The sequence below is a fragment of the Methylotuvimicrobium buryatense 5G genome, from assembly GCF_000341735.1.
GTDB lineage: Bacteria > Pseudomonadota > Gammaproteobacteria > Methylococcales > Methylomonadaceae > Methylotuvimicrobium > Methylotuvimicrobium buryatense.
Map to the genome: position 1 here is coordinate 1,989,542 of NZ_KB455575.1, position 12,980 is coordinate 2,002,521.

8 protein-coding genes are annotated in these 12,980 nt (G+C 44.9%); 3 read left to right on the top strand and 5 right to left on the bottom strand.

The genetic code is table 11. The features are described from left to right. Positions 1-188: 188 nt before the first annotated feature. From METBU_RS0108885 to METBU_RS0108905, 5 genes are all read right to left on the bottom strand, one after another. Positions 189-1,706: an XrtA system polysaccharide chain length determinant gene (locus METBU_RS0108885; RefSeq protein ID WP_017840285.1), complete on the bottom strand. Its 1,518-nt coding sequence runs from the start codon at positions 1,704-1,706 to the stop codon at positions 189-191. Between the two features lie 89 nt (positions 1,707-1,795). After that, the gene (locus METBU_RS0108890; RefSeq protein ID WP_017840286.1) at positions 1,796-2,542 is read right to left on the bottom strand and encodes a polysaccharide biosynthesis/export family protein; all 747 of its coding nucleotides are present in this window, start codon (positions 2,540-2,542) and stop codon (positions 1,796-1,798) included. A 507-nt stretch (positions 2,543-3,049) separates the two neighbouring features. After that, positions 3,050-4,636, bottom strand: a complete 1,587-nt coding sequence (locus METBU_RS0108895) for a tetratricopeptide repeat protein (protein ID WP_144053579.1) — start codon at positions 4,634-4,636, stop codon at positions 3,050-3,052. Between the two features lie 91 nt (positions 4,637-4,727). Continuing rightward, positions 4,728-6,278 carry an IS66 family transposase gene (gene tnpC, locus METBU_RS0108900; RefSeq protein ID WP_017840287.1) on the bottom strand — a complete coding sequence of 517 codons (1,551 nt, stop codon included), beginning with the start codon at positions 6,276-6,278 and terminating at the stop codon, positions 4,728-4,730. A 93-nt stretch (positions 6,279-6,371) separates the two neighbouring features. After that, positions 6,372-7,136 carry a tetratricopeptide repeat protein gene (locus METBU_RS0108905; protein ID WP_083877681.1) on the bottom strand — a complete coding sequence of 255 codons (765 nt, stop codon included), beginning with the start codon at positions 7,134-7,136 and terminating at the stop codon, positions 6,372-6,374. Positions 7,137-7,920: 784 nt separating this feature from the next. Here METBU_RS0108905 and prsK point away from each other — a divergent pair. The 3 genes from prsK (at position 7,921) to folD (ending at position 12,379) form a co-directional block, all read left to right on the top strand. Then, entirely contained in the window at positions 7,921-10,074 is a 2,154-nt protein-coding gene (gene prsK / locus METBU_RS23780) for an XrtA/PEP-CTERM system histidine kinase PrsK (protein WP_017840288.1), read from the top strand. Beyond that, complete coding sequence (gene prsR, locus METBU_RS0108915) at positions 10,071-11,426, top strand: PEP-CTERM-box response regulator transcription factor (protein ID WP_017840289.1); 1,356 nt, start codon at positions 10,071-10,073, stop codon at positions 11,424-11,426. The genes prsK and prsR overlap by 4 nt, the downstream gene beginning before the upstream one ends. 101 nt (positions 11,427-11,527) lie before the next feature. After that, positions 11,528-12,379 (top strand): bifunctional methylenetetrahydrofolate dehydrogenase/methenyltetrahydrofolate cyclohydrolase FolD, encoded by an 852-nt coding sequence (gene folD / locus METBU_RS0108920; protein WP_017840290.1) that lies wholly within the window; start codon positions 11,528-11,530, stop codon positions 12,377-12,379. Positions 12,380-12,980: the final 601 nt, after the last annotated feature.

Sequence of the window (12,980 nt, forward strand, 5' to 3'; positions counted from 1 at the left end):
TTACAAACACACCCTATGCTATTGATTTAAATAATGTCTTCCGTATTTCTTCCGGGTATTATTTAATACATTTCAAGCCGATTAAATACGCCGCAGACTATAGGCCATTGATTATTGTCCTCGATATACCTATCATACTTCATTAGCAATGCTCAAACTTGATGAACAAAAGATATCATTGCGAACTTCTACACTTTAAAAACCATGATTCCGGCATATGCAGTCACTAACAGTCCGCAAGCCATCGCGTATTGCACAATTTGCATCCTCATTTTTCTCGTCTGCTCACGATTTCTAACAATAGAGACACTGCCTAAAACAGGAATCCCCGTCATCGTTCTGATTTGATTGGACGCGATAAAAGTGGGCTTTATCAAAACCGCTAAAAAAGCGATCGCAATACCTAGGACTAACCCGCCCCCTAACGCGGCGGAATAAAGAATGGCTCTTTTCGGCCCGGATGGCGACAATGGCTTATTGGGCGGATCGGCCACTTTAAATCTTAGTGATGTACCCTCGGCATCAACCTTTTCTGTTAAGTTCATCTGCTCCTTTCTTTGCAGTAAGGTATCGTAATTTTTTTTAATCGCGCTATAGTCCCTATTCAAATTCTGCATCTCCGTTTCAACATTCAAACGTTGATTAAACTCATCATCGAGTTTAACGATTTTTTGTTCATGGGATTCTATTCTCGATTTAATTGAAGCAATCTGCGCATCGATTTCGTTAAGGGAGGCCTTGATGGATTGTACAAACGGATTAGAATGCGATGCTGCCGACCCCTCAGTTTCGAGCACCTCTTTTTCTTGCGATTTGCGTTTCTGGATAGACCTAATTTGATCGTTAATAACCTTTACGCTTGGATGCTTGCGAGTATATTTCAGCAACAATTCATCACGCTGAGAAATTAGAGCCATTAACCTTGGATCTTCTGCTTTGTTGGCATTAAGCGACAAACCCCATTCATCTTCCGCACTTTCTTGAGCTTCCGCCAATTGTTCTTTTAAAACTTGTTTTCGCGAATCCAGTTCTTTTAACGCTAATTTTGCCTCTTCAATCGTTCTATTCAATTCTTGTATTTGACCAACCTGATCGCCGCTTTGTCCAGGAAGCATCCCGACATTCGCGCGTTTAAAATTTTCCCTGGCTTTTTCAGCATTTCGAAGTCGTTGTTCGTATTCTTGAATTTGAGCCAATAAAAAGCGCTGCGTGGAGTCCGCATCATCTAAGGCGGTTTTTTGCGCTTGCTCGGAAAAAACCGTTAGCACGGCCTGTACGACATGTTTAGCCTCGAGCGGATCGGTTGCCTCATAGCTAATGGAAAAAATATCATTTTTTCCGCCATCTATTTTAATGTTATCTTTCAGCTTATTGATTAAGGCTAATTTCTCACCTTCCGTTTTTACACTCGTATCCAAACCCGCTAGATTGGCTATATTTTCTAAATGATATCGTGTAAACATCAGCTGTTTCATGATCGCAACCATGCCTCTAACATCAGACTGTATCGCTAATCCGCTCAGCAATGGCCGCAGCATAGTTCGGGTATCAACCTGAACGCGAGCCGTAGACGAGTATTTGTCGGGCAGATTCAGAATATACCACCAAGCGGGAAGACAAATGAGCCAGGCCGAAATAATGATAAACCACTTATATCGGAATGTTGCCTTTATATAATAAAGAATTTCAGCAAATTGCTCTTGCATATCTAAACACTACCTCTTAATAAATCCGCACATAAACCATACTTCGCGCGAAGTCTATACGGAATACAACTATTAAAAATTATACCCATTTAGAAAAAGGATTCCGGAATAATCAGAATATCGCCCGGCATTATCCTAACATTCGCCGACAAATCGCCGTTGCTTAATAAATCATCTATTCGAACGCCAAATTGATAATCGTCATCATCGATTTTTCGAATAATACTTGCTCTATTACCATCGGAAAAGATTCCCAGACCGCCAACTTGGATCATTAAATCGAGTAAGGTCATGCCTTTTTTATAGGGAAAAGCTCTAGCGGTTCCGCTTCCCCCCATACCGCCGCCGCCCATACCGCCGCCGCCCATGCCACCGCCCATGCCGCCGCCGCCCATGCCACCGCCCATGCCACCGCCCATGCCGCCGCCCATGCCACCGCCCATGCCGCCGCCCATACCACCGCCCATGCCGCTACCGGTCATGATAATTTTTACTTGCTGTTCGTAAATGCCCTGAAAACCGCCCACAATGATAGCAACTTGAGGGTCTCTGACATATTCGCTCAAAATAACTTCCATTTCACGCGCCAATTCGGAAGGCGTTCTGCCAAGTGCATCGACATCGTCGATCAATGGCGTGGTTATCTTGCCGTCGGGTCGAACAGTTGCTGTTGTCGATATTTCCGGATAACCCCATACAAATATCTGCACACTGTCTCCCGGACCAATTCTATAGGTATAGTCCTGAGGCAATTCAGATTCATCGGTCAAGGGAGGATAGCCGCACCCGGACAAAAGCAAGAAGAACAGAGATAAGATAAATATTTTTTTTGTCATACCAATTAAACTCTAGATTTGAAAATAAATCTGACACGCGCCTTTTCTAATGGTGCATCGAAAATAACTCGGTTTTGTCTCATGCCGAAAAAGGCTCTTACTCAATCCTCAAAATAATTGAAATATCATAGCGACATGAGACTATAAGTCTTTGATTTTAATATAAAATTGACTCCGCAATAACTTAAGTCTTGAAGCTCACAAATCGCTTGAGACTTACGCAATGAATTCTGCTCATTCATATCAATTACTACTTTTTCGCTCACCCAAATTAGTCCTTACTTTTCAATGCGGTAGGTCGAAATGTTACGATAGCCAGGTTTGTGTATGCGTCCTTCTCATACAATTATAGGTGACTTACAGCATATTTTTAATTTATACCTTATTCGTATCGCTATATCCTAGCCCAGCTTTAACAAATATTGCGCTTACGGTCTAAGCTATCGAACTAGAAAGATTAAAAATCATGCTAAATATAACTTTGTAGTGACATGCTACTTATTTTCGCTATTCGGATTTCCCGGATAATTGCCTCATCAGTTTCTTTGCATCATCGAGTTGATCGAATTGATTAGATTTTGCAAGTTCCATCACTTGCCTCAACTCCGACAATGCTGCGGATTTGTTCCCGAGAGCATGATATACCGATGCCAAATGATACCTAAACACCGGCACATCAGGAGCGGCAACGATAACCTTTTGCAAAATCGACAAAGCCTGATTTAATCGTCCAGCCTTAAATTCAGCCCATGCGTAGGTATCGATAAAATAAGGTTGATCGCTGTACTTAAACCGCTGAACTATTTGTACGGCTTTCTCAATATCATCCGGCTGCCCATAATGATCCAATAGAATAGCCGCCAAATTATTCCTAGCGATATCTAGCTTTGGACTTTTTTCTATGACTTGATAATAAATCGCAACCGCTTCATCGTACTTTTTTTGATCAACATAAGTTGCAGCTAGCAACATAGAAAGCTCAAGACTCTCTGGATTACGTTCCAAACCAAGTTGATAAATTCTCAGCGCATCTTTTATTTGATTTTTTTGTGAGTAAGCCCGGGCTAATTCAGAATACAGCGAGACCGAATTCGGATAATCGTCTATCGCTTTTGTTAACAAGGTAACGGCATCGTCAAATTTGCGATCCAACGTCAACAACTTGCTTTTCAACACAATGGCGGAAATATTTGCCGGGCTATCCTTAATTAAATCATTCAGATAGGTAAGCATTTTGGGACGCTGCTTCAGCATCTCGTGACAACGAGCCATTTCCGTTAGACTATCGGCTTGAGCCGGATATCTCGACAGGGTTTCTTTGAATAAAGGTATGGCTTTGCTACAGTCGCCTTGCTCTTGATATAGCTTGCCTCTTAAAAACTTAGCCAGGAATATAGACTTGGGTTGCGACTCCATTGCTGAAATCAACTCTTCGGCCGTCTCCCAATCTCTTTGAACCATCTTGATCTGCACTAATTTATTTAATACCGAAACCTGATTGGGCATTCTAGCTAATGCTTTTGTAAGCAATTGTGCCGCATAATCGAGATGATTTTCCTTGACCGCTTTATCAACAACTGGGAATAAGGCCTGTAAATTAGCAGGATTAATATCGAGTGCTTCTTTAAAGTTCTTTTGGGCTTTATCTAACTCGCCCTGCTGTAAAAAAATATTGCCCATTAATACGATCGCCTCGTCGGAATTCGGCATGTCCCAGAGCACTGTATTTAATAATGCAGAAGCTTCCTCGAACTGACCATCTTGAATCAACACTTTCGCTTTAAGGATTTTTGCGCCGATTTGATTTGGATTTTTATTCAAGATAGCCTGAACCGCTTCTGAGGTAGCCTTATAATCTCCTTGCTCAAAATAAATATTCGCCAATAATAAATCGGCTTCGGTACGAACATCGGGTTTAAAGTTTTTATTATCGGCAATTTCTTTTAATTGCTGTTTCGCAGCACTTACGTTGTTGACCATCAAAGTCCATTTTGCTAATTCCAGCAAGTGCTTGGGGGTTTCTTGACTCTTTTTTATAAAGCCTTGTAAAACTTCGTCCGTTCTATTCCTGTCTGTTTGATAGATAAAACCCAATAAAATCAGCTTTTGTTGAACATCATTAGGTCGCTGGTCGACCAATTCGGTCAGAATTCGCTCGTAATCGTTTAGCCCCCCCCTGTTCCTATCACGCCAAAACCGGCATAGGCAAACGAGGGACGGGTTGGTTTTTACGGCGTTCGGCCAGTGTTTGAGCAATAAACTCCCAAGGATTCAGGTCTCTCAAACGCGCGGTATCAATCACGCTCGCCAGCAAGGCAACCACGCGACTGCCTTGTGCCGTCCGCGAACCGAAGGTGATTTTGCGCAGCAATACCCAGTGCCGCAAACTGCGTTCCGCCACGTTGTTGGTCAATGGATGCGCCGGCGTTTCGACCACGCGCACGATGGCCTCCCAATCGTTGAGAAATTCGCCGGCTAATTGTCGGCTGTCAACATGCGCGATGTCTCGGTGCGTCTCGCAGAGCGAGCGCAGCAAGGTCAGCAACTGTTGATTCTGCGCCCATAAGGATTCGGCATCCGGCGGCGATTCGCGGAGTCGGTGGATGTTGCGCATCAACAGGATCATGGCCAATAACAAGGCTTCGCCGAAAGCTTGTCCTTCGCTATCCAAGCACTGATACAGTGCTCGGGCCTTGCGCACCAAGTGCGCCCAACAGCGCAAGCGCCTAGGAAAGATGCGATAGACGCTGTAGCCGTCGGTCATCAGTAAGCCGCAAAACGCTTCCCCTAAGAGCTGGTTCACGACGAGACGATGGCGTTTGCCCACTTGATAAATCACCGTCTGTGCGCTGACAAAGACCCAGAGCCAAAATAACTGCCCGGCTTCTTTCCAGGGTGTTTCATCGATATGTAAGAGGCCGGCGGCCTTGAGTTCCGCGATCAACTGCTCGTCGACGACCGGCGCAACGGCACGTCCCGCTTCATGAATGCATTGATTGATGGTGCTGGTGCTGAGGTCGATCCCCAGCCAATCGCGCAAATAGGCTTGGATTCTGCTGCGCGATGCCCGTAGGGACAATGAGAGATAAACCAAAAAGCTAACCAACCGAGGGCCGCACAGATGCCATTCGCTCAGGGCTACGCTCCAGCCATCTTCGTCGGCGCCTCGCCCGGGCTCGGCGCGGGTTTGATGACCGCAGGGACAGGTCGCCGAGAAGTAGTCATGTCGGCTATGTTCGATTTGTAATTTCGGCGATTCGGCGTTGCCGATTTCAAGCTCCAGTTCGAACCGGGCGTTCCAGGGTCGGTAGTCGGTGTTGTCGGCAAACGATTGCCTACACGCGGCGCAGCAATCCGGGCGATGCTCAATTGTCCGTGTCACCGGTAAGGTCAGGTTGCGGCTATAGCCTGGGCTACCGACTTGGCGCCCGGCTTTTTTAGGCTTTCCGCTATCACCGGTCGCCGCCGGAGGTGTTGCCGAGTCCTGGCTAGGTAAGTCATCTGACGAAGACTCAGACGAATCCAGTGCCGACAAGTCGTCCGTTGCCGGCGCTTCTTCCGACGGTTCGGCGCTGGATTGATTCGATTGCCAAGGCTCCCGGGATGACGGCGGACGCGAACTCGTATCCGGGGATTGTTTGAGTCGTTCTCGGGCTTCTTTGAGATCCGCCAACAGTTGCTTACTCAATGGACGCAACTCACCCTCCGGCAAATCATCCAGATAGTCCGTGTCCATTTGGCTAAGGTCTCGGTCGCTCAACGTCATGTCCTATAGCTTTTCATGTTTTAACGGGAGATGCTACTTTTTTAGTGATGGGGGGCTAAACGATTACATTCGCTCAGCCTCTTGATTCTTTTTAGCTGCGGAATAGATCTTAGCCAACGCGTACTTTAGCTCATCCTTTTCCGGAAAAATTCTGATGAGATCTTGATAATCGGCTATGACAGCATCGATATCTTTATTTTGAGCGTCAATTTTGATTTTCAATAACCGCAATGACAAATTATCGCGATCCGACTCGATAGCCGGCTCAATCAACGAAAGCGCTTCGTCAAAATTTTGATCCTCCATCAATAAAGCCGCTTTTAACGACAACGCATCATTATGCATTGGATCTTGCTTTAGCACCTCGTCCAAAATCGGCAACGCTTCAGACATTTTTTTTTGCCTGATAAGAATCGATGCCTCCAAGGTTTTTGCATCCACATTATTGGCATCCTGCTCTAAAATTTCCTTAACTTGAATCAGTGCATTTTCGGCTTCATTCAGCAGCAATAAAACCTTGCCTAAGCGTAGTTTGGCATCTAGATTCTCAGGCTTTAACTTGATTGCTTCAATCAAGTTATCTTTCATGCTTTTAAAATTCCTATTTTTTTCATTCACCAGCGCGAGATAGTAATAAGCATCGCCGACAGTAGCATCCTGCTGAATTGCGCTTTTTAACTCTAATTCGGCCTTCGCGTATTCACCTCGATTATAAAGTTCAATTCCTTTCGCTTGACTATCCATCGCGATTTCTTCAGGCGAACTACAGGCCGTTAACAGCGAAAAACATAGAACAACAGTAAAATTCTTAATAATTCTTATCAGCATTGTCGCTAAACCTTCATAGGAAATTTTAGTTACTTTGTTTGGCGGAAAATAGTTTAGAGCCTAATAGACATTTATTGCTACTCCCAAAGCGAATTCTTAAAGTGGACCCTATAGACGGGTTTATCTAGTGCTTAAATCGGCAGTTTAGCAATGAAGCAAATGAAGTTTATACAACATTTTAAGAGGCTATCCATAAATTTTGAGCAACCTTTCCGGAGAGCAAAAGTATTTCGCAAATGCACAGCAACCTATTGAATTAACCTCTATTCTTCATGTATTTCATGGTGAAATGCTTTTTCTAAGATCAAATCCGGGCGAGTTTGGATAATTTAGGAGCCAAATTCCTCCACAGACACGCCTCTCGTACCGTCAACAAACTTGAACGATTTTTCAGTATGAGGAGAGCAAATAGGCATAAACAACCCTATTAATTTGGATCCCAAGTCCCGTACCGGAGACTCCTCAACCTCAATATGTCTATTTATACCCATCGCACTTCAAATTTCGGCATTGACGCATGGAGGCGCCGGGGTGTTCGGCAAAGGCTTTGACAGCAGGGATGCTGTCACAGAGCCTACATGGACGTATTCACGGCGTCCTTTGACGGACACCCCGGCGCCGAAATTTGACCAGCAAAGGGTATATCAACCACGCATGATCTATTGGTCATTAAAGCACAAACCCGTATCATTCAATACAGACTTCATCTCAAACCTTACCATTGAAATTGAGATTTAGCCGATTTTACATCGGCTCTTAACCTTCTCTGACCGCTACGAATAACATGGACACTCTGGAAAATTACAGCTTTTACAATTACCTTACCGCTACGACCAGTTATGCCTTGTTAATTCCATTTGCATTAATAAGCATAAAAAAAAGCCCTTATTTCGTGCCCTTCTTTCTGGCAATTGTTCTTTCCTTGATTTGGTTAGGCTACACAACGTTTACCCTGCAAGATCAGTTCTATTTCAGTTCCGATGCACTACCATTCGAAACTTTACGCAATGGAGCTTGGCTGATTTTTCTTTGCTTTATAAGCTTCAAACAACGCAAGGGAGAACGCTTATCGATTTTTTTTAGATCGAAAAATGTCCTATTGATCTTGTTTAGCACAACTCTCGTGTTTCTTTACGAAGTCAATTCAGGCTTACTACAAGCCATCAACCAATTCCTGCAAAGGGACTTGCGCTTATTTATCCATGTCATTTTTGCAATTGTCGGCCTAATGTTGATTGAGCAAATTTATCGCAACGCATTTTCCGATCAACGTTGGTCGATAAAATTCTTATGCGTAGGTCTTGGCGCTTTGTTTATAGTCGACTTTATTCTATACAGCAAATCATTACTGTTTTTTTCGTTGGATTCGGCGATATGGAGTTCGCGGGGAATTATCAATGCCATAATAGCGCCTATGCTCGCGGTTTCCATGCTGCGTTTACAAGAAAAAGACACCGAATTGACCGTTTCAAGAAAAATCGTTTTTCATACCACTGTTCTATTCGGCTCCGGATTATACTTGGTCCTGATGTCAGTTGCCGGATTTTATATACGTGACTATGGCGGCAATTGGGGGGAAGTCGCTCAATTTACCTTTATTTTTTTAGCGATTTTATTGCTGATCGTTCTTTTTATTTCCGGAAAAATTAGAGCGTTAGTCAAAGTTAATTTGAGTAAACATTTTCTTGAATATCGCTATGATTATCGAGAAGAATGGATCAAGCTTAGTAAAACCCTCGCGCAATTGAATTCGGTCAGCGAATTGGCGGGGCTCATTATTAAAACCATGGCCGATTTAGTAGAGAGTTCCGGTGGAGGGCTTTGGCTAAAAAACGAACAAGGCGATTTTTATTTAGCAGAACACAAACACTTAGGCTTCGAACCGGAACAATTATTTGGTAAAGACGAACCTTTTATTCGATTCTTAGCCGACAAGCAATGGGTCATCGATTTCGTGCAATACATTGACAACCCGGATCTATACGACGACATTGATTTGTCGAAGTGGAATTTCGACGACAACAAAATTTGGCTCATTATCCCGCTCTATAGGCTAAACTCATTAGAAGCCTTCGTTGTCCTTACCCAAGCGCGTGTCCCCAGGGCACTTAACTGGGAGGATCTCGACTTATTAAAGACTGTCGGATTCCAGTTGAGTAATGCTCTAGCCTTAAACCAAACGCTTGACGAATTGTCCCGTGCTCGACAATTCGAAGCCTACAGCAGGCTATCCGCATTCGTAGTACACGATTTAAAAAATCTGATCGCGCAAGTTGCGATGATTGTTAAAAATGCAGAAAAACATAAACATAATCCCGAATTCATTGAAGACTCCATCGATACGTTGCAAAATGTCGTCACAAAAATGCAACACATCATCGACCAATTGAAAAAAGGCAATATTCAATCCGAAACCCAAGCCGTACTTAACTTAAATCAAATCATCCAAGATGTCGCACAACAACAATCAAGCAATCGTCCGACCTTGGAAATTGTCTCAGATATTAACCAAGACTTCGAAGTTCAAGGCGAACAAGCTAAAATAACAGCCGTTCTCGGGCATCTAATACAAAACGCTCAAGAAGCAACCGATGACGATGGCTTTGTTAAATTGGAGTTAACACAAAACGCTGACCGAGCAATCATCAAAATTATCGATAGCGGCGCCGGAATGGATAATAAGTTTATTGCCGAAAGGTTGTTTAAGCCTTTCGATACGACAAAAGGCAATGCGGGTATGGGTATCGGTGTTTACGAAGCTCGAGATTACGTTTTAAAACATTCGGGGACGATCGATGTTAAAAGCGCGGCCGGTATAGGAACAACTTTTACGATCACCTTGCCGCTTTATAAACGGCACAAGCAGCCGACTCAAACTAGCGCCGAAACGAACGTTCAACTTGATATGACCCGAGCAATATTAAAAGGCGAGAAATGAGCGACGACAGTATTTTACTCATAGTGGAAGACGACCCCGGTTTGCAAAAACAATTCAAATGGGGTTTCGAAAAATACAAGATCGTCATAGCCGGCGATAGACCGGAGGCCATTACCGCATTGAGGCGTTATCAACCGAGTGTTGTGACGCTGGACTTAGGCCTGCCGCCCGATCCGACCAACGCTAGTGAAGGACTCGAAACCTTAAAAGAAATACTGCAACTGGCCCCAAATACTAAAGTCATTGTCGTAACCGGCAATGACGATAGAGACAACGCTCTCCAAGCCATCGCGTTAGGGGCCTACGACTTTTACCAGAAACCGGTCGATCTCGATGTCTTAAATACGATCATTCAGCGCGCCTTTCATTTGACCTCGCTGGAAAATGAAAACGCAAAACTTCAGCAAAAAAATCATGAACCGTTGAACGGCATTATCGCGGCCTGTAAAAAAATGCAGGAAATTTCCAGAACCGTGGAAAAAATCGCTCCGATGCAAATCACTACTTTATTACTCGGCGAGAGCGGAACCGGTAAAGAAGTTTTTGCCAGAGCGATTCACGACCTCAGCGACCGGGCTAAAAAACCTTTCGTACCGGTCAATTGCGCGGCCATTCCCGAAAACCTATTGGAAAGTGAATTATTCGGTTATGAAAAAGGGGCATTCACCGGCGCCGTCAAACAAACCAAAGGCAAAATAGAATATGCCGACGGAGGCACTTTTTTTCTCGACGAAATAGGCGATCTCCCATTCAATCTACAATCGAAATTATTACGCTTCATTCAGGAGCGAACCATTGAGCGCTTGGGCGGGCGCGGCGAGATACCGGTCGATGTTCGCATTATCTGCGCAACCCACCAAAATATTCAAAACCTGATTCAACAAAATGCATTTCGAGAAGACTTGTATTATCGTATCAGTGAAATGACCATCAATATTCCTCCGCTCAGAGAACGCGAAGGAGATGCTCTCATCATCGCAACCGCCTTATTGAGAAAATTTAACGACCAACATAAAAAATCGATTAAGGGATTTACCAAAGAAGCCGCTCAAGCCATCGAAACTTATGAATGGCCGGGAAATATTCGCCAATTGGAAAATAAAATTAAACGCGCGGTCATCATGGCGGAGGAATCGCTGATAACGTTAAACGACCTCGAAATGGACGGCGAAAACCATGACGCACTGCCGCTTAACTTAAAAGAAGTTCGGGAAGCTGCCGAAACGCTTGCGATAAAAAGAGCACTGAATTTCTCGAACCATAACGTTTCTAATGCGGCAAAACTATTAGGCATTACACGCCCTACGCTTTATTCCCTGCTCGGTAAATACAACATCGTTTTGGGCGATTAATGGCATTGAAAAACGATACGCCGCCGGTAGTGGAGCGTTTGCGTTCTTGCACGTTCTTCCTTATGCTTACCGATAATATTTACAACATAAACAATTAAATCATGAGTGCAAAAATCATCGATGGTAAAGCGGTCGCATTAGAGGTCCGCAAAAAATGGAAACAACGCGTAGCTCAACTCAAAGAAAAAGGCGTGCTCCCGGGCCTAGCCGTCATCATTGTCGGTGACAATCCTGCCTCGCAAGTCTATGTGCGCAATAAAATCAAAGCCTGTCACGAAGTCGGCATTTATTCCGAATTGATCGACCTACCCGAAGATATCAGCGAAGCCTTATTGCTATCGGCTATCGAACGCCTTAATGACAACTCTTCGATCCACGGCATACTTGTACAATTGCCGCTACCCGATCATATCGACGTCAACAAAGTTCTCGAAACCATCAACGCCGATAAGGACGTGGACGGCTTTCATTTGTATAACCTAGGCGCATTGATGGCCGGCAATACGATATTTCCACCCTGCACACCCTATGGAGTGCAATGCCTGCTTGAATATTGCGACATCCCGATCGAAGGCCAAAATGCCGTTATCGTCGGGCGCAGCAACATCGTCGGCAAACCGATGGCGCTGATGTTGCTGCAAAAAAATGCGACGGTCAGTATTTGTACCTCGAAAACTCGTGATCTGAAGCAATTCACCTCGTTAGCCGACATTCTGGTCGTCGCAACCGGCAAACCTAATTTGATTACCGCCGACATGGTCAAACCCGGCGCGGCTGTCATCGATGTCGGCATCAACAGGCTCGAGGACGGTAAATTGGTCGGCGATGTGGATTTCGAAAGCGTTAAGGAAGTCGCCGGTTACATCACGCCGGTGCCGGGCGGCGTCGGTCCGATGACGATCACGATGCTGGTCGCCAATACCGTCATTGCCGCCGAACAGGCGCATAGCTAACTCTTTTGATCTCGCACGGAGACGCTCTGGAGCGCAGAGATGATATACCCATCGTAGATACCATCTTAGCTAATGTGACCTCGATACCGTTTGTTGTCACCTAACGCTCCCGGTTTCGAAATCGCGATCAGGGGATCGCTCCCACAAAAGGTTACAAGCGCTGTGGGAGCGACGCCTACGTCGCGACTATCGAAGCCGCTCCACTCAAACACCAATAGCCTTTCCGGACGACACTGCAATCTATACCCATCGTAGATCAAAATTCGGCGCCGGGGTGCACTTCAAAGGACGCCGTAAATACGTCCCTGTAGGCTCTATGCCAGCTCCATGCTGGCAAAGCCTTTGCCGAGCACCCCGGCGCCTCCTCAGGCACTGCCGAAATTTGAAGTGCGAAAGGTATAGCGCCGTAGGGTACGCTATGCGTACTATTGCAACCCCACCAATGCTAAAACTTAGCCCTTATTGTTTGATCTGGGCAGGAATTCGGGGCTCAACGGCATGGAGGTACGCGGAGCGTACCCTACCATTTATGTATAACGATGAGCGGTTCTGCGTGGGAACGATGAAAAACGAATAAACTCCTCGCACCCCTGCGCCTCCG

Bases quoted from the DNA above. Each gene is read 5' to 3' on its own strand.
- METBU_RS0108905 (WP_083877681.1), bottom strand. From the start codon at position 7,136: ATGCTGATAAGAATTATTAAGAATTTTACTGTTGTTCTATGTTTTTCG.
- tnpC (WP_017840287.1), bottom strand. From the start codon at position 6,278: ATGGACACGGACTATCTGGATGATTTGCCGGAGGGTGAGTTGCGTCCA.
- prsK (WP_017840288.1), top strand. From the start codon at position 7,921: ATGGACACTCTGGAAAATTACAGCTTTTACAATTACCTTACCGCTACG.
- METBU_RS0108885 (WP_017840285.1), bottom strand. From the start codon at position 1,706: ATGCAAGAGCAATTTGCTGAAATTCTTTATTATATAAAGGCAACATTC.
- folD (WP_017840290.1), top strand. From the start codon at position 11,528: ATGAGTGCAAAAATCATCGATGGTAAAGCGGTCGCATTAGAGGTCCGC.
- prsR (WP_017840289.1), top strand. From the start codon at position 10,071: ATGAGCGACGACAGTATTTTACTCATAGTGGAAGACGACCCCGGTTTG.
- METBU_RS0108890 (WP_017840286.1), bottom strand. From the start codon at position 2,542: ATGACAAAAAAAATATTTATCTTATCTCTGTTCTTCTTGCTTTTGTCC.